Genomic DNA, 22,333 nt, shown 5'->3' with positions numbered 1-22,333 from the left:
GTCGCCAACTCACCGAACTTTTCAAATTTTTACCATTCATTCACGTGTTTTGCCGTAGTTGTTAGTTAATGTTGGTCGCAAATTGACAGTACATCTTTGGTGAACGGTGCGTTTTTCTAAACAGATTCGCACAAGTACCTCACGTCTACGCAAGTTGTGCCAACAACTGTAGTCTTGGCCTGTACCAGGGCTCAAAAGCGTTTGAACGAGGGGTCGCAAAAGTGTTCGGCAGGGGTCGTGTTCGGTCAATTCTGACTGTTGGTTCAGTGCTCGCGTGGGCAGCAGGCGGCACAATTGCTCCTGCTTATGCGCAAGATGTTGTCCCGGAAATCAACACTCAAGCCGATATAGAACAAGCAAGGCTGAGGGCGCAGCGAGAAGCTGCTGAACGCGAAGCGCGGCAGCGTGCGCCCGTCGCCGATCTGGACGGCGCACCGACTTCTGTATTGGGAGAATTTCCGCAAGAAGAACAGTGCTTCACCCTCAATGAAATTCGTGTGGAGGGTGCCGATCACAGCCGTCTGCGCTGGGTCGCCCTCTACCTTTCAAGTTTTGCCGGGCGCTGTGCAGGCTCAGCCGGGCTCGACTATATTCTGCGCGGCTTACAAGCAGAGTTTCTTGATCGGGGCCTGGTGACGACCCGAGCAGGACTGCCCGAGCAGAAGCTCTCTAGCGGTGTTCTCAATGTGCTGGTGGTGCCGGGTTTTGTCGGTGATGTTGAAGTCAATGGCGAGGCGCGAAGCTTCCAATGGGATGTGGCCTCCCCTGTCGATAAAGGGGATATTGTTGATCTGCGAGCACTTGAGCAAGGGCTTGAGCAGATGCGCCGGATCCCAGTGGCGCGAAGTCAATGTCGATCTGGTCCCCGGTGATGCGCCAGGTGAAACCATTCTTGCTGTAACCAGCGAGCAATCGAGATACCTCACCGGATCAATCGGAGTTAACTCCTTTGCAGGCGATGCTGTTGGTGATTGGCAGGCAAACGCCCAGCTGGCGGCAGTCAATGTGCTGGGCGCGTCCGAGATATTCAGCGTCTCATATAACCGACGTTTGTTTGAACCTGATCTGCCCGGTGACAGCGAGGGGTATTTCGCCAGCCTTTCGTTCCCGCTGGGCTGGTGGACATTTGGCGTGTCGGGCTCAGCCAATGATTACAGTCAGACCGTCGAGGGAGCCGTGCAAAACTTCGACACCTCCGGCCAGTTAAGAACAGTGTCAGGCTTTGCTGAGCGGGTTGTCGCGCGCAGCCAGACTAGTCGCACAGCCTTGCGCGGTTCGCTGACGCGCAGATGGGCACGCAACTTTATCGAAGATGTTGAGATATTGATCCAACGTCAGGATATCACTGATCTGACTGTTGGAGTGCTCGACCGCAGGTTCTTTGGTGATGTGGAAGTCAATAGCTCCTTATCCGGGCGTTTTGGTCTTGGAATATTGGGCGCTCAGGATGAACCTGACAGCCGCCCGGACGCCCTGCCCTCAGCACGCTACCGGATTGCATCTTTTGATCTTGCGGCCAGGGTGCCCCTGTCTCGAAATAGCTTTTTCGCCAATTGGAACAGCATCTTGAACGCGCAATTCAGCGCCCGAAACCTGTTCGGCGCTGATGCAATTTCGCTCGGTGGGCCTTTTACAGTGAGAGGTTTTGATCCCGACGATGCACTGATTGGGCGCAGCGGTTTTCTAACGAGGCAAGAGGTTGAGGGCCGCTTGGGCGAGCATTTTTCACCGACAGCCTTTTTCGATTTTGGCACGGTCAACGGCGAAGAATTGATCGCAGGGGCCGGCGTGGGGCTGCGGGTCGCATGGCAGGGGCTGAGGCTCGATAGCTTTGCAGCCATTCCGATAAAACGCGCAAATTTTCAAGGAAATGACATCCGTTTCGGGCTGTCTGCAAACTGGGGTTTCTGATGAAAAAATCCGCCCATATACGTCGTCCCAATACTGCAAAAAAGCGGTTGGGTTACTTTACTGCGAGCCTGATGCTGGCAACCGCGATGCAGCCCCCTACCGGCTTCATCGCCCATGCTCAGGACAGTGGTGCCGTATCCGCGCCCCCCGTCGTCATCGCACCCCAGCAGCGCACGTCATCCACCCCGCAACGGGATGTTGGCGCCAATGGAACACCGATTGTTCGCATCGCGGCACCAAACCAAAATGGCGTAAGCCACAATTCCTATGATCAGTTCAATGTCGATCAACGCGGCCTAATCCTCAATAACAGCCGCGATATCGTCGCCACGCAGCTTGCAGGATTTATCGACGGCAATTCCAATTTGGCGAATGGTGAAGCATCGCTCATCATCAATGAAGTGGTTGGAGCGTCACCGACCACATTGGGCGGTTTTATCGAGATCGCCGGGAGACGCGCTGAACTGGTGATTGCCAATGCCAATGGCATCACGTGCGATGGGTGCGGTTTCATCAATTCAGGACCGGTCAGCCTTGCTGCTGCAACTCCGCGTTTTGGTGTGGATGGGCAGCTTTCTGGCTTCGGTCTCGGCGCTGGTGTCCTCAATGTGGAAGGCGCGGGGCTTGATGCCAGCAATCTCCGGCTGCGTCTGTTTGCAAATGCGGTCAACATCAATGCAGGCGTTTGGGCCGACACGATAGAGGCGGTAGCAGGCAATGGCGAAGCTGAGCTCAACGGAAGCGAAATCATCGTCACTGCTAATGCGGAAACAGGCGCTGATGGGCCTCGTTTTGCGCTCGATGTCTCTTCGCTTGGAGGGATGTTTGCGCGCTCTATCCGCCTGATCGGTACAGGCGAAGGGCTAGGCGTCAATGTAGACGGACGCCTTGCAGCCTTCGATAACGGTATAGAGCTGAGTGCGGATGGTTCGATCACCGTCGCGGGTGTGATCACAAGCGAGAGCGAGGCGAATTTTGCAGCTGGCGATGCGATCAGTGTCGATGGGCTTGTCTATACAGACGGCGACTTGAGCCTGAACGCTGATGAAGTCCGCGCAAGCGGTCTGATTGCAAGCGCCGCCGACATCGCGATTGAAGCGGGCAATATCGCTGCTCAAGGCACAGTTTCCGCAGGTCTTTCCAGGCAAGGCACGCTGACCGAGCAAGGCAATCTTTCGCTTGTAGCTTCTGACAGATTGGACGTGTCAGGAAGGGCTATTGCCGGTGATGGGTTGGTGCTGGGTGCGCAAACCATTGAGCTCAGCGGGAGCGCGGAAGGACGCGTTGCCCTCGTTCAGGCCGGAAGCATTGATCTGACCCAATCGGGCAGCTTGCGTGGAAGCGAGACGCTCTTTGTTTCGGCTGGAACACTCGCGAACTCGGGCCTCATTTCGGGCGGCGCGGTTGAACTTGAAACCGCTGATACGCTCAGCAATTCGTCGGGAAGGATCGAAGGGCAGACGTTATCCATCTCGGCTGCCACTTTGAACAATCAGGCAGGCCTGATCCAATCGCTTTCTACGCTCGGCATCAATGCTGGCGACCTCACAAATGACGCCGGTGATATCCTTGCACTGGGCAATGATGCTCTCTCGCTCAATGTTAGCGGCAGTTTGCTCAGCACCGGTGGCACAATCGGCGGAAATGGAGCGGTTGAGGCAAGGCTGGGAACGCTTTTGGTCAGCGGAGAAGGCACCCGCCTGATCGCTGGCGGCGGCCTATCTCTTGAGGTCGCCAACACGTTTGAAATCGGCGATGGCGCTTTTGTCGCTACGGCGGGGCAAGCTGCGCTCAGGGTCGGCGGCGATGTAGCGATAAATGATGGCCGCCTTCAGGCCGGAGTTCTCACTCTGGAAAGCGGCACGACATTGCTTGCGGCTGATGGCCTTCTGATTGCTGATACGATCACAGCGCAGCAGACGACACTCAGCAACGCAGGGACAATTCTCGCCTCAGGCGACGCCGCTTCCCAAATCGAGGCACAAAACCTCGTAAACACCGGCAGCATTTCCGCGACCGGCAGCGATTTCACTCTCCGCAGCGATACGTTGAGCAATGGCGGTTCAATCACCCATGCAGGCAGCGGCTCGCTTTTGATTGAGGCAAGCGGCGCGCTCAGCAATGCGGGCAGCATTACCACCAATGGGCAGCTTTCTATCAAGGCCGCCGGGCTGGAAAATAGCGGCGATCTGACCGCCTTAGATGCGCTTTCCTTGCAGGTCGCAGGTTCGCTCGAGAATACCGGCACCGCGGCCTCAGGCGGCGATTTGAATGTCGAGGCGGGCCAGATATCTGCCATGCAAAACGGCGATGATCCCGCTCGCTTCGAAGCATCGGGACTGCTCAATCTGACTGGCGAGACCATCGCGCTGGGCAATGCGCAAGTGATCGCAACCGGGGATGCTGGGCTCTCAATTTCTGCTCAGCAGAGTTTGACCGCGACCCAGGCGCGCATTGGCAGCAACGGGCGGCTCAGCTTGTCTGGCGGCGAGATCGCACTTGGATCAAGCCAGATCACTTCGCTGTCCGATTTGAGCATTGATGCTGTAAGCACCGATCTTACATTTGGCGGCGGTGCGCTGATCGCCAGCGACGGCTCTGTTTCGCTCAGCGCTGCTGCTCGACTGGCCGGGAATGGCGCGGCCATTTCTGCGGGCAAAACAGCTGCATTTTCAGCCCAGAACCTCGTCCTTGATAACGCGATTGTCGAGGCGGAAGATTTCACCTTTGCAAGCGATCTCCTATCACTTCAAAACACGCGTCTGCGCCACACTGGTGCAGGCGACTTCTCCCTCACAAGCGCCGGAACGCTTGATTATTCAGGCGCCGAGATTTTCTCAGCTGGTACGAATTTCTCCATCGAAGCTATGGAGATTGTCAACGAAGGCGGCGCGCTGCTTCACGCAGGCGATGGCGTGTTCAGCCTGACCGCTGATGCGATCAATAACCGGGGCGGCCAGATTGCGACCAATGGCACACTCGACCTCAATGCGGGCACGCTCGACAATCAGGGCGGCACTATCAGTGCGATTTTTGGCGGAGAGATTAATGCATCTGCTTCGCTCGACAATGGGCTCGGGACCAACGGACTAGGCGGAGCGATTTCCTCTCTCGGAGACTTGCGGGTCGGCGCGGGCTCACTCGACAATGAGGCGGGGCTGATTGAGGTTGAAGGCGCACTTTCTATTGAGGCGAGCGCGATTGAAGGCGTTGGCGGACGCATTCAGGCGCTTGGCGATGCGGCAGATTTGGACCTGCTTGTCGGGGACAATGCCGCAGCGCTCGGACTTGTCATATCTGAAGGTGATATTCGTCTTTCCGGCTCCTCGCTCTCGCTCAACGGCGATAGCAGGATCGCTGCGACGGGATCGCTTGAACTTACCGCGAATTCCGGCGCGCTTAGCGTGGATTCTGCGATCCTGAGTGCTACGAATGTCGCACTCAATGCAGACAACAGCAGCATCAATATTGCTAGCAGTGCGATTGTCTTTGCCAGCGATGCGATCACGATCTCTACGCTTGGTCTGGCGCTGTCTGGTGGTTCTACTCTTGAGGCCACGAACAGTTTGAGCCTTACTGCTGATCGGTTCGATAACCTTGCTGGCACATTCCAATCGCTCGATGAGCTGCAGCTTGATGTGGGCGAGCTGGTCAATAATGGCGGCACCATTTTTGCAGGCGGCAATGCCAGTATCATCGCTGACAATTTAACCAATACCAGTGACGGCACCAATAATGGGCTGATCGCTGGAGGTGAGAACGCAGAGCTTACGATAGGCATTGCGGGATCGCTCGACAATCGCGCAGGCCAGATCGCTAGCAATGATGCGCTGAACATTACAGCTCAGACCCTCAACAATGATGGCGGGGCCATTAGCTCTCTTGGCGCAGGCGAAATCACCGTTTCAGGAATGCTCGATAATGGTGACGGAAGCATCCAATCGTCACGTGATCTCGCAATCTCAGCGGCTGACCTGCGTAGCGCAGGCCTCATTTCCGGGGGCAGTGTCTCGGTCAATATCACCGCATTGCTTGAAAATGCCGGTCAGATCGAAGGGCAAAGCCTCTCGCTGATTGCCAGCGATATTGCGAACAATGGCGGGCTAATTCAAGCGGCTGATGCGTTGTCAGTGTCTGCCGATGATCTCAGCAACAGCGGCAGCATTCTTGCGCTCGGAGACACTGCACTCAACCTGGCCATCACCGGCGAATTGACAAGCATAGCGGGAACAATCGGAGGCAATGGCAATGTGATTGGCGTTCTCGGCAATTTGAGCCTTGCCGGCACCGATACGCGCCTTGTCGCAGCAGGCGATCTTGATCTGACGATAGGCGGCACTGGGGAAATCGTCCTTGGAGCGGTGCTGACTGCAAGCAATATTACAAATCTCACCTTTGCTCAGAACCTTCTGATCGAAGGCGGCACGCTGCAAGCTGGTCAGGCTTCGCTCAGTGGGAATACACTCGCGATTGATGCGCAAGGCGTTCTGGCTGTTGATCAGCTAAATGCCACGTTGAACGAGCTAGAGAATGCCGGAGAGGTGGTGCTTGCCGGTGATATCGCCTCGCGAATTGATACAAATGCAATCGCGAACAGCGGCAGCCTGGCTGTTGCCAGCGCCGATTTTGCGCTTGAGACCGGACAGCTCGATAACTCTGGCCAAATCGCGCATTCCGGTGCGGCGACGCTTTCTCTGACAACGTCCGGGGCTTTTTCCAATAGCGGTGAGATCGGCACGAATGGTTCGCTCTCGCTTACTGCGCCTCAGCTAAGCAATGATGGTACGATTACTGCGGTGTCTTCAGCCGATATTGCAGTCTCAGACGCATTTTCCAATGATGGCAATCTGTTTGTTGGGGGCTTGCTTGCCATTGACGCGGGCTTGGCGAGCCTTGGAAATGGATCTGCGGTGCCTGCCCGGATTGAAGCAGGCGGCGCGCTTACCTTTGAAGCGGATAGCTTGGCGATTACCAACGGTGAACTCGTCGTCACAGGCGACGATTTGCTAGCTCTAGACATCGCAGGTGCGCTTCAATCCCAAGACGGCCTGATCGGCTCCAACGGCACGATAGCCGTCGGCGCAAACAGCATTACATTCGATGCTGGCCGCATTGGCTCGGTTGGCAATGCTGCTGTTGTTTCGCGCATTGGCGAAATTGCGCTCAGCAATGGCTTCGTCGCCACGAGCGATGCCAATCTCACCCTAAGTGCTGCCACCCGATTGGATGCCAGCACGAGTGAACTGGGCGCAGCCGGGCTGATGAGCCTTGGTGCTGGCGAGCTCATCCTTGACGATGCCCTGATCCAAGCCGATGCACTGAACCTTGCATCGGCCAATATCTCGCTTATCCGGGCAACCTTGCGCCATGCAGGCAGCAGCGATTTCTCGCTCGGCAGCACTGGCACACTCGATTTCTCGGATGCCGAAATCTATTCGGCAGGCACCAATTTCACGATTGATGCAGGCACTTTGATCAATACGGGCGCGGCGTTGCTTCATGCGGGCGACGGCACATTCACCATCAGATCAGGCTCCATCGACAATCGCAGCGGAACCATTGCGACCAATGGTCTCCTCGCGCTTGATGCCGGTGCACTTGATAACCGCGGCGGCTCCCTCAGCGCATTGGGCGAAGCGGCACTTACGGTTGCAGGGACGCTCGATAACTCATTTGAAAGCGCAGGTCAGGCCGGTCTGATCGCAAGCTCAGCAGCGCTATCGCTGAGCGCTGACAACCTCAACAATCGCGGCGGTCAGATTGAGGGATCTGGAAGTCTCGACCTCGCCATCAATGGACTTGAAGGCGCAGGCGGACAGATCGCCGCCTTTGGAACTGGCAGCCAGCTCAACTTCGCACTGACTGGCACTGCACAAGGCTTCGGGACGCTCGCCTCCGAAGGTGATCTGATGCTGACCGCTGGCACGCTATCACTTGGCGCAGAAGACCTTTTGAGCGCAGGACGAAACGCCACAATTGCAGCGCCCAGCGGCGATGTCACCATTGGGACCGGCGCGAGCGTTCTTGCTGAACAGAGCCTCATGATCACCGCTAGCGAGCTTAATCTGGTCGAAGGCGCGATAGAGGCCGGGTCTGCGCTTACGGTTGATGTTGAAAGCCTCACCAACACACGCGGGATCATCCAATCGCTTGGCGCGCTCGACCTGACGGTCAATAACGCGCTCGAAAACAATGGCGGCACGGTCTTTGCCCAAGGTGATGCGGTTCTCGGCGCGGGCGACCTGGTCAATACAGCAGCGGCGCTGATTGCGGCAGGGTCCAATGGCGATCTTACGCTTAATGTCAGCGGTGCCATCTCGAATGATGGCGCAAGCATTGTCAGCAACAATGCGCTCAGCCTCAACGCGGGCTCGGCAACAAATTCTGGCGGCGTTATTGGTAGCCTTGGAAATGGCACAATCACTATTGCCGGTGAGCTCGACAACACCAACGGCGCTATTCAAAGCGATGCTAGCCTGTCCCTAACTGTATCTCAGATCACCAATGCCAATGGCGATGTAGACGCGCTGGGATCGCTTTCAATCGCCGCGAACACTCTAGAGAATAGCAATGGCAGCATCCTGGCCCGTGGCGGCACTGGGATAAATCTGACCGGCAATACGACTGGCCTTACGCTCGTAAATGGAGCGGGCGGTCTAATTGGCTCAAGCATCGGGCTCAGCATTGACGCCGAAAATGTCACCAATTCAGGGGTCCTCTTTGGCAATCAGCTTAGCCTTGTCGCTGATCGCTTTGACAACCTCATTGGCGGCAGCATCTCAGGCGATGCTGTGTCGCTCAATACTGGCTTGCTCACAAACGCAAGCATCATCTCGGGCGATAGCCTAACGATCTCAGGCAATGAACTGAACAATCTTGCGGGTGCGACCATCGTTGGCGGTACTGGTCTGCTGCGAGTGGATGTATCGGGCATCACCAATCGCGGGACACTTGCTGGAGGGAACGGCGGCCTTCAGCTGACCGCCACTACGCTCAACAATGACGGCGGCGGTTTGGGAGGCACAGGCGCCACCACAATCACCGCTCAAACGCTGGTCAACGGCAATGGCACAATCGCTGCCACAGGCGCGTTGTCGCTCAGTGGCGCGAGCCTTTCCAATGGCGCCAACGGGGCGATTTGGTCTGATTCCGCAGGCACCCTCGCCTTCACCAGTTCGATCACAAATGCGGGCACTATTGGTTCACAAGGTGATTTGCGTATCACCACCAATCAGTTGAACAATGCGGCAGGCAATATCGCGACAGGCGGTGTGTCCGATATTGACTTTGACACAGGCACTTTGGGTGAAGTGTTCAGCATCGGCGATTTCATCCTGAATAACGCTGGCGACTACACGCTTGGCGCGGGTGAAAGTATTGTCACATTGGGCGAGATCAACATCTCTGCCGCCGGCAATTTCACCAATGCTGGAACGATCGAAGGCGCAGGCACGGTCACGCTGAGCACAGGCAGCGATTTTCTGAACGAAGCCAGCGGATCAATCACGGCGACCGATCTCTCCATTTCGGCAGGAGGCACGCTCACCAATGATGGCCTGATCAATGGTGAGAACGTCACACTAAGCGCAAACGCTATCCTCAACCGCGCACGTATCTTTGGCGATGTTCTGAGCGTCACGGGCCGCAGTTTGATTGGGAACACCGGCTCTGACGCAGTTATTGCAAGCCGCTCTGGACTGCTCGGCCTTTATAGTGACGGTACGATCACCAACCGCGACAATGCGCTGGTCTTCTCTCTTGGAAGCATTGAAATTGGCGGGGCAGCGAACAATCGCGCCGCGTCGCTCGTCAACAGCTCTGCACGGATCGAGGCAGATGGTAATATTGTCATCAGCGCCGATAGCGGATTGAATGAACGCACGAACGTCTCAGTCACTGAGAACACCTTTCGGGTGCAAGTCGGCACATTTATCAATCCCGATCAAACCCCAGCCCCGAATAAGCTGTTTTTGAGCACCACAACCGAAGAAATAACCGAAGATGTTCTGGATGCCGATAGCGGGGCAGGCGAAATCATCGCTGGGGGCAGCGTTGTAATCAGTGGCGACACATTCACTAACCGGATTTCGAGTATCATCGCCGGTAATGATATCATCTTTTCAGGCGCTTCTGTCCCCAGCACTGAAGACGAACTTTCCGGAGCCTTTGTCAATGAGGCGCTGGTTGGCACCCGCACTACCATCACCGAAGTCGCTGAAAGCCGGTGTTTGCCAAGCTGCGATATTGCAGTTGAAACAGCCTTTACCGTCACCAGAAGTGATCCCGTCACAACTCAAATCGTTGTTGCGCCCTCCATCATCTCCGCTGGCGGCACGGTCAGCATCGACGCGCCCAACATCGCCAATGTGACCGTTCCTGTGGGCGGGGATTTTGCTCAGCAGGTCAATGCCGACCTGAGCAACGACCCATCTCTAGGCAATGCCGTTCAAGGGCAAGGCGCAGACAGCAGCAATGTTGACGACGCTGCCAATGTCACAGGGTCAGGCGCCAATCGTTTGGATGTCCTTCAAAATGGCGCGTTCGCGTCTGGCGTAGCCGGAAATACGATTGCGAACCTGACATCGCAGGACGTCGCCGCCGCTACCGTGAATGTGAACGGTGAAGAGTTCTCGGCCACAGGTGTCGGCCCCAGTCAATCTTCTGTCTCTGGAAACACTCCAGGCGCCAATGTGACTGATGCGGGCGCGCAAGAGGTCGATCTGCTGAGCGGTTCAGGCCTCAGCGCACAAGCGCTCGAAGGCGGCAATCTGTCGGCGGTCAGCGGATCAGATTTGGGATTTGCCCTCGCCGCCTTAAGCGGTCAGCAAAGCGGTCCTGCTGCAGCGCTTATGCTCAATCTGAGCGGCCTGTTCAGTTTCGCAGCTCCAGGATCCAATTTCCTCGTTGAAACGGACCCCGCATTCACCGATTTCGGCAATTTCCTCTCCAGCGATTTCTTCCTTGAGCGCCTCGGCTTTGATCCAAACCGCACACAGCAGCGTCTGGGCGATGCCCTTTATGAGCAAAGGCTGATCGCCGATCAGCTCGCCGCTCAGGCCGGTGTTGCCCGGCTCGATGGTTACGCCAGTGCCGAAGACCAATACCGTGCACTGCTTGATGCGGGCGCGACGTATGTGGAGAAGTTCGGCCTTGCGCTCGGCGTTGCTCTCACCCCTGAGCAAATGGCGACCCTCACCAGCGATATTGTCATCCTGGTCGAAGTGGAGGTGGAAACCCCCGAGGGCATCAAAAAAGTGCTCGCGCCCAAGCTTTATCTCACCCAAGTCAACCAGCGCGATCTGACAACCGGCGGCGCTGTGATCGCTGGCGAGAATATCCAGCTGCGCGCGGCCAATTCACTGCTTAACGCTGGTACAATTCAAGCCCAAAACCAGGCGCAAATCAGCGCGGCGGATATCCTTAACACGGGGCGGCTTAGTCTTGGTCAGAACGGGGCGGTCTCAGCCGATCGTGACCTCATCAATCGTGCTGGCACCATTACGGGCGGAAACGTATCCTTGCGCGCTGGCCGCGATGTAAGCCTGGAAAGTGTCGCCACAACAACACGCATCGCCACGCAGTGGAATCGTGGCAAGCGCAATTATGACTCTGAAACAGGGCAAACCACCACCAATCGCACCGGGAGTGTGGGCGTAAGCGGTGATCTGGCCGTAATCGCAGGCCGCAGTCTTACCGTCAGCGGAACTGACGTTGCAGCAGGCGGCAATATCGGCCTTATTGGCGGTGAAAGTATAACGGTTGAGGCGGTTCAGGACAGTTCCGACTACGCAACCGAGGGACGCAGCGGCCGGACGCGGTTTGACCGCCAAGAGAGCAGTGTCACCAATATCGGCTCCAGCATTGCAGCGGGCGGCGATATCGGTGTCCTGACGCCGGGCGAACTCACCGTCAGCGGCTCCAGCATAGCGGCAGCAGGCGATCTCAGCATCAGCGCCGGCAGCCTTGACGTCGAGGCGGTGGTTGACCGTCAGACGCTCGATGAAACCACCATTACGAAGAAATCGGGCCTGCTGTCTTCCACGCGCACGACCGTGACGACCAATATCGTTGAAGAAACTGCGCTGGCCTCCACCCTCGAAGGCAGCAATGTCCGCATAGACGTTGCGGATGATGCCCGCATCGCTGGTTCAAATATCGTTGCCGATGAGCAGCTGTCGATTGTCGCAGGCGGCGATGTCTCGATCACAAGCGTCGAGACGCAGGAAGTCTATGACGTCGATACACAGGTCAAAAAGTCGGGTATCTCAATCGGCTCTGGCGGTCTGTTTATTGGCTCAGCCAAGACCAGCGTGGACAGTGATACCGACACCACAAGGAACAATGGCTCGCTTGTAGGATCGGCCACTGGTGATGTAACAATTGCCAGCGAAGGCTCGCTCGCGATTGTCGGCAGCCAGGTTGTCACGCCAGGCGACATCACCCTGTCCGCAAGCGATATCACCATCGAAAACGCAACCGATGTCAGCGAAAGCACCGTGGTGCGCGAAAGCTCGTCATTTGGGCTCTCAATCGGCGTTCAAAGCCCCATCCTTGCCAGCGGAGCGAACCTGCGTGATGCAGCCAATCTGGCGCAAAACGCTGGCAGTGATCGCGTCCAGGCGGTTGCGGGCGCAGCAGGTGCGCTTGCTGCTGTCAATACAGTGGATGCGGCCGAGGACCTTGCCAAAGGTGATGCGAGCATTTCGCTCACCGCAAGCATCGGTTTCTCTCGTTCGGAATCAGAGGATAACTCCCGCGATGAAACGGTTATCCCGTCGCTTGTATCGGGCGGCGATGTGACTGTACTTGCCGCTGGAGCAGGTGAAGAGTCCACCATCGATGTGACCGGTTCTATCCTTGAAGCCACCAACGATCTTGCGCTTGCAGCGGAAGGCGCGATCACGCTTGAGAGCGCCCAAGAGATCGACACGGTTTCGGGCACGAGTTCATCAAGCGGCGCTAGTCTTGGGGTCGGTATCGACCTCAATGTCGGCAGCGGCCAAACCTCTGGCCCACAAATCTCGGCCAGCTTCAACAGCTCCTCCAGCAGTTATGAAGGCGAGGATGTCACCAATGTCGAAACCCTGCTGAGCGCAGGCGGTACAGCCTCGATCACGACGCCCGACGCTTTGACTTTGGAGGGCGCGCAGCTTTCCGCCGATCGGGTTGAGATTGACGCCGGCTCGCTTGATATTATCAGTCAGCAGGACACCTCAACCTATACCAGCGATGCAAGCTCGGTTGGCGTAAGCGCATCCTTTAACCCAGCCACCGGCGTGGGCAGCGTCAGCGGCAGTTTCTCTGATACCGATGTGGATGGCGAGTTTGCTTCGGTACAGGAGCAGTCGGGTATCTTCGCGGGGACAAGTGGCTTTGACATCACGGTCGATGGCCAAACCAACCTTGAAGGCGGTGTAATCGCCTCTGAGGCGGATGCGGTTCTCAATAGGCTGGAAACTGGCAGTCTCGCTGTCTTAGATATTGAAAACCGCGAAGAGTTCAGCGCCAGCCAGCTGAGCCTTTCAGCCACCCTTGGTACAGGCGGGGGCGCCACGCGCGACGGTGATCAGACCTCCAATACGGACGATAAGGCACGGACAAACAGCGGTGGTATTTCAACACCGTTGGGCAATCTGAACACCGGCCTTCCCAGCGCTTTCTCCGCAGGTGGCTCACAGGAAGGCACGACGCGCAGCGCGATTGCCGCGGGCACGCTGATCGTGGGCCCAGAAGGCAATCGCTCGGATCGCTCCGATGATCCCACCATCAACCGCGACACCGATAGTGCCAATGACGGCGCTCTGGTGCGCGAGTTTACCGAAGACACTCGCACCACCATCTCCCAAGGCTTTGCCGCCGCCGGATTGCTGGGCGCAGAGACGCAAGTCTTCTTTGCCAACCGGGCGAGTGAACAAGCCGAGGCTGAGGCTGAAGCTGAAGCCATCGCAGACATGCTCGAGTGCAATTGCGTAATCAATCCCGACGGTAGCGAAGGGCGCGCCCTTACAATTCAGGAGTTTGTCGCCTTCGATGCAAGAGAAGCGACGCTTAGGAATGACGCAGAGACACTAGACAGAATCTGGGGCGGTGGTGGCTTGGGCAATATTGCCTTGACCGCACTGAACGGCGCTTCTGGCAGCAATGTTACCGGGTCACTCACAGACTTGGCTCGTGCAAGTGCAGTCAATGTGCTTCAAAGTCTCGGTACTCAGGAAGTTGCAAGCATTGCCGACAGTCTCATGGATGATGGCAACGAAACAACAGCCAGCGAATCTACGCGTGCAGCCCTACAAGGGCTGACGGGCTGCGCCGGTGCGGCGGCAGGTGGTTCTGGTGATTGTGGCGCGGCTGCTATGGGCGCTGCAGCCAGCGTGGTCATCAACAATGTTATCACGGCACTTGCCCAACGAAGCGATGACGACGCTGAACGCAGTAGTCTCGAAGACCAGCAGGCATTGACTAGTCTGGTTGCCACCCTCACCGGGGTTGTGGCTGAGAGTATCGGAGTTGACGCTGCCAGCGCTGTGACTGCGGCACAAATTGAGACTCAAAACAACCAATTGCGAGGCGAAAATGGTGAGGAACTGACTGATCCTCCTGTTCCAAATGCTGCGCCAGAGGGCGTCTCAACTCGAGAGCATAATCTCGGAGTAGTGCAGCAAATCAAGGAACGTGATCCGGCAAGATATGCAACACTACGCGAATTCTTCGCTTTCGATGATGAAGCGGTAGCACAGCAGAAGCTGGCGATAGCGATTTCCTACGGACCCGAAAGGCTTTCGGACCTCGGCGGTGGTGATCCTACAGTCGGGCAGGAACTTTTGATTGATCTCATCAACACCTTCTACGGCGATCAGTTAGATCAACTAAATGGACCTGAATCGCCCCATGGCCAATGGCAAGCGCGGTTTGATGCCGCAGCTGAAAGTGCGAATGTCTATTCTGCGGGCGCAATCCTGGACCTACAAGAACAGGAACCTGAAAAGAGCCAGCCTGATTTTGAGGTGCTCGCTTTGGCGATCAGCAGTTTGGCATATGGCGCGGCTGACGCTAACATCGTACTTTCCCGAGCTAAACCAGATGACCTTGATGTGGGCTCATTCCTTAGTCCGGAGGAACTCAGCTTTCTTGAAGAACAGGGGGAGGAGCTAAATTATCAGGACGGTGTTGATTACGGCTTCTATCTGGGCAGAGTATATCTGCCAGAACTTGTCCGTCAGGTCGAAGCTAATCCTGAGGACCCTGACAATCTATACAAGCTAGGGTTCATCTACCAGATCAATCGCGAGATTGAACGCAGCGCCGAGCGCGCTGACAATAATCCGACCGTGGTAGGGCTTACTCTGGCACTCGATGCTATCACCCTTGGCATTGGTGGGCCTACTGCTCGCGCAGGTAGCGGGGCGGGAAGAGGCATTGTCACTTCAGGCAAAGCAGCTAGCTCAAGAGTTATAGCATCCGGACGAACCTTGTTCAGCAACACCCGTCAGGCTATCGACAATGCGGTTGAGCAAATCCAAAGGAGAATTGCTCCGAATAGGACGGCGACTCAAGTTGACGTTACAAACCACTTCCAACAGAACCGCCGCTTCTGGTCGAGTGATCCGATCAATTTCAATGGTAACCGAGTTTACCAGAGGGACGACCTATTTGACCCCAATCACACATCTACCTGGACTCAAAATGGCCAAGAAGTGACAGGTACTAACCTGCAAAGGATGGCGTCCGGGCGCGCACCTATTGGGACAGATGGTAACCCGGTGAATCTCCATCATATGACGCAAACGCAGAATGGAGCTATCGCAGAAGTAACGCAGACATTCCATCAGCAAAACTATGGCATCATCCACATTAACACAGGGCAATTGCCATCAGGGATCAACCGCAGCCAATTCAACACCTGGTCCAAGCAATATTGGAGAGACCGAGCTGCAAACTGGAGGAACTAATGGACTTTGCTAACCTCGCCGAGTTGATTGAACACAATCGTGGCCGCGCGGTTGAGTTTGGAAACGCAAACTGTGATTTGAACCCCAGCACGGGTCGGGTGCGTGAAACTGAGGATCGGATAGGAGCAAAACTCCCCCTAGCTATATTTGGTTCGTGAAGAACTACGGTGGTGGTGAAATTTATGGTGAAGAGATTTTTTCTATTTACCGTGTATTTCGACCGGAATCGGTTGGCGACATAGGCGTAAACACATGTCGTTTTAGAGACGCTGGCTTTATCTCCTCGAACGAGATAGCGGTTTGTTCCAATGACTATGGCGAAGTTTTTACTTTGGACTTGTCTACAGCTTCGGCTGAGGGCGAATATCGTGTATACGTGCGGCGTGGACAGCAACGAGAAAAATATGCTGAGAACTTCGCAGAATTTTTGGCGAAGCGTATCCAAAACCCAGAGGGTTGATCGTTAGCTCTTCGCCCATGGTTCGACATATTCCGTTGTCAACGTCCCGGACAACTTCAGCTCGTACCTAGAGAGCAACATGAAGCTGCAGGAGCAGTTCAAGATTCCTTGCATCCGGGGGGTAATGGCGGATATTCAAGCTGGGGAGTAGAATAATGTCTACAAATTTGGCCGCTGTAATCGATGCTCTTGATGATTTTTCCTGGAAAGATTGGTTATATGTGAGAGAACCAAACAGAATTCATCCCGACAGCAAATGTCTGGTTTTAAATCCAGATGTCGCTGATCTTGGTTCAGATGACTTTACACCTCTTGAAGCCGAAAAGCATGGCATGCAGGAATTCCTATCAGTCCGAGACATTGAATCAGTGGTGAAAAATCTGAAGTCTTGGAATCCAGATCCAAGCGCAGATCAAATCTACTTGGCAATTTCATACTATTTTGAACAGGATGCATTCCTCCCAAAGTCTGATATCACATCTGATTAGATCATTGGGCTAGGAGTGCCGACTTAGATCAAGCCGCCAATGAGGCAAAGGCAAGAAAAAACTCTATCAGAGCACGTTCGGCGCTGGCTCTTCCTTCCGCATCGTCGCCACAGCGCTTAACGATGCCGCAGGAAGCGATGTCTCGGGCGGACTCACCAGCCTAGTCCAAGGCTCAGCCGTCAATGTGCTCCAATCCCTGGCGACTAGTGAGGTCAAGGGTATTGCCGACAGCCTTAAACGCGGGGGCGTGGAGACTGAGGAAAGCGCGACCGTACGCGCTGCCTTGCAAGGCCTAACCGGCTGCATCGGCGGAGCCGCTGGGGGCACCGGCGATTGCAGCAGCGCAGCGGCAGGAGCAGCGGCAAGCGTAGTGCTCAACACGCTGCTCAATGAACTGGGCGCACAGTTAGTATTCATATTTCCAAGCAGAGTGGTATTTGTAATGCTTGTTATCAGGGTCTTACAAACCCAGCTGTTCCAGCGGGGGTTGTGAAGCAATTCAGCGACCGTTATCCGGGACTGACCATTCGCATTACATCTGAAAATGGTGTCGCGAGGCCCGGTATTACAGAATTGGTTGTTCGTGGTGGCGTAATTGTTGAGTGACAATAATGAATAAGGATGATTTTTTGCGTTTGGATCGTGAGGCTCAAAATCGCCAGCTTCTTAGGATTGCTTCCAACGTAATAGCTGTTTTATCTGATTTTCCTAAAGTCCAGGGAATTGCCGCAGAATCCTACAATTTGCTTGCGCGATATATGGATGGAGAGGCCTTACCTGCCTCACAGATCGGACAGTACCTGAACCACGAGGATTTGGATCAAGATTTGGGCATGCAGGTCTACAATGTCGATGGGCGGAAGTCGGCTATTTCAGCTATTGAGATCGTTTGTTATGCTACCGGTGCGATTAGTAGATATGCTTTTGAGGGACAGGGAAACTCAAATGAAATGTCCGATCCTGTACAGGAGTCCACACCCGATGTAGTGGCGGAAGCCTTGGTCGAGTATCAGGCTCTGGTTGATAAAGGACTGGTTTCCCCAATCATTTAACCATTGTGCCAAAAATAGCATTTTGTTGGGTCCGTTGGCAATCATATCGAAACAGAATCAGAAGCTGTCCAGAAAGAAGCACTCGTGGCTGACTGGGAATTGAGGCGCATGCAGTACTACTCGCTATCAATTAATTCTTCAGACCTCCAATACGGACGATAAAGCGCGCTCAAACAGCGGGGGCATTGCGACCCCGCTAGGCGATCTGAACACCGGCCTTCCCAGCGCCTTCTCCGCAGGTGGCTAGCAGGAAGGCACCACGCAAAGACTTCGCAGCGCAGGCCTTCCAACACGAACCTGACCGTCGTCGGGAAAAAGTGCCGCCGCATCAGGCGGTGCTTGTCTTTCTCCACCTGCTCAGTCGGCCGCTTCGCCTTGGATGTATTGGTTCTCATCCTCGTGCTTTTGTTACTACGATGAGAACCAAAACTCCCCTAAGCATCAGTAGCTTATATTTTCCTAGGCGATGGCGGGGAACCGCCTGGCACCGGCGGGGATGCGCCTTGGAGTTCCCATCAACACGGCTTAGAAGGCTATGCGGACGCTGGCGCGCCCTGAGTGCCCATCGTAGCCCTCATTGAAATCACCCAGATAGCCAAATTCGATCAGGACATTGTCGCTCACATCCACCGTCGCACCAGCTGACAGCTCAAAGCGATTGCGCTCTCTTTCGGGCAAAGCCACCAGAAACGCTGGGATCTCAGCGGAACTGAGCCCGAAGGAGCGGTTGTTTTCAAGGAAATCACGGATGACTGTCCCCGCTATGAAGCCATTGACCTTTTCGGAAAGCTGCGCGCCAATTTCGGCACCGATGCGTCCTTCGAGAAAGGACGCGCTGTCACGGTCAACTACAAAGCTGAACCCGCCTGTTTCGACGGCATCATCAAAGCTGATCCTGGCGGCGTTCACACCGATTGTCGGAGTGATCCAAACGTTCTCATCCGGATGCAGATCGTAACCGGCAGTCGCCCGACCAGCGTAACCATCGAAGTCAAAAGACGATGAAATTGTGCCGAACGCTCCACCACGTGATGTGTCAACATCGCCAGTAAGGTAGGAAAACTCGGCATTGATAAAGCCTCGGTCTGCGATGTTAAGCGCCGCATATGCTCCCAGACGGATGCTCTCAACGTCGGCATCGGAATTGACAATGCCGGACGCGGTTTCATCCCGCACGTCGATATCAGCATAGCTGGCAAGCAAACCGACGCGGGCGTTATCGCCTGCGGCAATGTCACCGCCCGCAGTGAATACGATTTGATCGCTGTCATAGCCATCCGCACTGAGCGAGAGTGCATCCTGCCGCGCACCGCGAACTGCAAACTGGCCCCAGATACCCGACCCCTCGGCCCTCAGGTGACGATCCAAGCCTTGGCTTGCCAAGTTACCTGTTTCAAAAATCTCGCGCGCTACGCCATTGCTCAATGAAGGGATCGCATCAAGAGCCGCCCTTTCCAGCGCAGCAGCATCAGGCAATCCGCGCAAAAGAGTGAAATTGGCATCGCTTAGAGTTCCTGCAAGGATGCTCCCTTGCAATGCTGCACCGAGGTTGAGGACATTCTGATCAGTAGAGTCTGGCAAGATGAGGTTGGATTGGACCTCAACGCTTAGGGTGTCGCCGAAAATCAGGACGTAGTCCAGAAGCAGATCGTCATCAATAATCGTGACCGTACCGTTGTTCTCGATACCGGTACCGCTATCGAGGACCAGCACCGTCTGGCCGACCAAATCATCGTTGAGAGGCGTGCCGATCGTAATGGTTCCTGTTTCGGTGATCGCAATGCCGCCATCGGTGGTCAGCGTATCAACGCCGAGATCAAGATTGACATTTCCGTCAATCACAAGATTCCCGCCGAGCGTGCGATCGCCAACGACGGTCAAGTCGGCCATGCTTCCAAGACTAGTCGTTTCAAAACCCATGAGATTGTCAGTATCGAGCGTGCCGCCAAGGATAGCGGTGTCGTTGCCATCGCCGCCCAAAACCATGCCGACGATTGACGAGTTGGCGCCTTCGAGGATGAAGGTGTCATTGCCGGTTTGTAAATCGATTGTGCCGTTAACGATGCCGCCGGCACTTTGCCGGAATTCATCGTCTCCAGCGCCCAGGAGAACCGCATCGATCCGGCCCGTTTCAGGATTGGTAGCGCGGCCAGTGATCGTACCGAAATTGGCGACAGTCTGTGCCCCTTCGTTGGCGTCAGAGCCCGTCGCGCCTGAGCTGGCTTTAATGCCGATATCGCCAACAATCACACCACCCGCGAGATTGGTGACCATGCCATCTTCATTGCCATCGGTGCCGCCGTCGAAGTCAATCGCGGCATCAATTTCGCGGTTCATCGTTGGGTTGCCATCCGCATCGAGAATGAAATCACCATCAGGATCACTCGACAGGCTCTCGATAGTGCCTGAGTTGGTTATCGTGCCGGAGTTTAGCTCCAATCCATCATTTTCACCGCCCCGGATCAAGCCGGTATTGGTGATGGTGACATTGTCGCCGCCATCAATTGCATCGTCCATCGGCGCGATGATTTCGCCATCGTTAACGACCACAAGGCCTGGGCCATCTGCTTCAACCGCTTCGTCAAGATTGCTGATGATGCGGCCGCCTTCATTGTTGGTGAGGGTGAAGTTCGCTTCACCCTCTATGCCTTTCCAGTCAGAAGTAATAAGCCCATCATTCGTCACCGTCAGGCCATCGCCCGCATCAACGATCTTCTGGTCCTCGCCCTCATTGCTGATCGTTCCGGCATTGATGATTGTCAGGTTTTCACCTGATTGAATCGTGTCTGCATCTCCGGTTGTGGTGATTAAGCCGCCTTCTTCGTTGGTGATCATACCTCCATCGCCAAGATCGATGGCGCGATCTGCAGCGGTGATGGTACCAGAGTTGGAGATTGTCGCGTCGTCGCCTGCCAAGACTGCACGGTCAGTTGATTCAATCGTCCCGGAGTTGCTGAGCGATAGACCATTTCCGACAGAAACGGCTTCGATGAAGTCAGTCTCTGCCGCAATTCGACCTGCATTGGAGATGGTGGCATTGTTCCCCGCACGCACTGTGGCGCTGTCGGTGAAACCATTCGTGGCGCTAGCGGTGATCGTTGCGCCTTCGCTATTAGTGAGATCCAGGCCGTCACCAGCAAAGATGGCACCACCATCGCTCCGGCGAAGAGAAGCACCAGAAAATGGATCTGCGAAAGCGAGATTGCTCGCAGCGATTGATGATGAATTTACAACTACCCCATTGTCCCCAAGACTGATCACGCTGCTTCCGGACCCCGATGCGAAAATGCTGCCACTGTTGTCGATGTTGGCATCGTCCACAGCGACGATCACTGGCACATTTCCGGACGTAGTGATCGTGCCGGAATTTGCGAGAGTCAGAACGCCGGTTGATTCAATTGCACTCGAAAAACTGCCAGAGGCAGAGATCATGCCTGAATTGGTTACCGTGCCTGTGCTCACGATACCGGGCGAGGCGACATCTGCCAGTCTGACTGCTGCACTATCAGCGCCAGTCGTTTCGATGAGCCCTATATTGTTGATCACGACTTCGCCGGCCGCCAGGATCCCCTCGCTCTCGATGCCGCTCGTCGTAATTTCACCATTTTCACCATTGGTGATGGTGCTGACACCTTGCTCTCCAAACAATATGAGAACTCCGGGAGCGCTCGCTCCAGACGTATCAATCAGGCCGTTATTGACGATCGTGGCTTCGCTGTCTGCGATGACACCTCGCGAAGAGTCGTTTGAAGTGAATATTTGACCATTGTTGGTCGCCGATGATTGATTGGCAATATCAATGCCATCCGCAACAAACCCGCCTGTGCTTATGATCCCGTTATTGATTACAACAGAGTTATCAGCAACAGTCAGGCCGTCCGCTGATTGTCCAAACGTTTGAACCAGACCGTTATTTTCGATCCGACTATCGTCGAAGTTAAGAAAGATGGCACGTGAAAAGTTGCCACTTGTAATTATCGAGCCGGTGATCGAATTTATAACGGAAGCACCGTCGCCGTTGCTCGCAACGCCAGATGCGGAGAGGAGGTTGGTTTGAATTAGGCCATTCACCGTTACATCGGATAAAGCCCCAATATTGAGCGCGTTATTGTTGTTGCCATTGGTAATTATTGAGCCATCGACCGAACCGGTCGTATTGTTTCCCGTTGTAATCGTGCCTTGTACAAGCGCGCCGTCCTGCACATCGAGAACGAGACCGTCTGTAAGGTCAGTAATTCCGTCCGGGTCGAGACCGGGAGCGCAGGTGAGTGTACCCATCGACACACTACACTCCTCGATATTGCCCGGCACCATTGGCGGGGTCGCGGGCGGGGGTGCATCCAAAGGTGGAGGCGGGGACTGTTGCGCCAATGCGGGTAGCGTGAGGCTGGTGGTGATTGCGAAAACCGACGCACCGCAAAACACGCGGAGCTTCGCCGAAGCAGAGATAGTCATGAAAAACCCTTTTATGCG

At 55.3% G+C, this 22,333-nt stretch carries 8 protein-coding genes; 7 read left to right on the top strand and 1 reads right to left on the bottom strand.

The features are described 5' to 3' along the window. Positions 1 to 221 precede the first annotated feature (221 nt). The 7 genes from AC0V60_RS00330 (at position 222) to AC0V60_RS00300 (ending at position 17,860) form a co-directional block, all read left to right on the top strand. Positions 222 to 872, top strand: coding sequence for a POTRA domain-containing protein (locus tag AC0V60_RS00330; RefSeq protein WP_486176572.1), 651 nt, complete (start codon positions 222 to 224; stop codon positions 870 to 872). Next, a complete protein-coding gene (locus AC0V60_RS00325) occupies positions 814 to 1,911 on the top strand; it encodes a ShlB/FhaC/HecB family hemolysin secretion/activation protein (RefSeq protein ID WP_486176571.1) in 1,098 nt (365 codons plus the stop codon). Before AC0V60_RS00330 ends, AC0V60_RS00325 begins: the two co-directional genes overlap by 59 nt. Continuing rightward, positions 1,911 to 15,860, top strand: a complete 13,950-nt coding sequence (locus tag AC0V60_RS00320) for a two-partner secretion domain-containing protein (RefSeq protein ID WP_486176570.1) — start codon at positions 1,911 to 1,913, stop codon at positions 15,858 to 15,860. Before AC0V60_RS00325 ends, AC0V60_RS00320 begins: the two co-directional genes overlap by 1 nt. Before the next feature lie 145 nt (positions 15,861 to 16,005). Then, positions 16,006 to 16,320, top strand: coding sequence for an SMI1/KNR4 family protein (locus tag AC0V60_RS00315; protein WP_486179405.1), 315 nt, complete (start codon positions 16,006 to 16,008; stop codon positions 16,318 to 16,320). Positions 16,321 to 16,475: 155 nt separating this feature from the next. Continuing rightward, positions 16,476 to 16,808 (top strand): DUF7716 domain-containing protein, encoded by a 333-nt coding sequence (locus AC0V60_RS00310; protein WP_486176569.1) that lies wholly within the window; start codon positions 16,476 to 16,478, stop codon positions 16,806 to 16,808. Between the two features lie 184 nt (positions 16,809 to 16,992). After that, on the top strand, positions 16,993 to 17,301 hold the full coding sequence (locus AC0V60_RS00305; protein ID WP_486176568.1) for a hypothetical protein: 309 nt from the start codon (positions 16,993 to 16,995) through the stop codon (positions 17,299 to 17,301). Positions 17,302 to 17,419: 118 nt separating this feature from the next. Further along, complete coding sequence (locus tag AC0V60_RS00300) at positions 17,420 to 17,860, top strand: hypothetical protein (protein ID WP_486176567.1); 441 nt, start codon at positions 17,420 to 17,422, stop codon at positions 17,858 to 17,860. Between the two features lie 525 nt (positions 17,861 to 18,385). Here AC0V60_RS00300 and AC0V60_RS00295 read toward each other — a convergent pair. After that, positions 18,386 to 22,315 (bottom strand): autotransporter domain-containing protein, encoded by a 3,930-nt coding sequence (locus tag AC0V60_RS00295; protein ID WP_486176566.1) that lies wholly within the window; start codon positions 22,313 to 22,315, stop codon positions 18,386 to 18,388. Positions 22,316 to 22,333 lie beyond the last annotated feature (18 nt).

The organism is Erythrobacter sp. S259, assembly GCF_057364965.1.
Note: the sequence above shows the minus strand (reverse complement) of the source record. Positions and strands in the feature narration are given on the sequence as shown.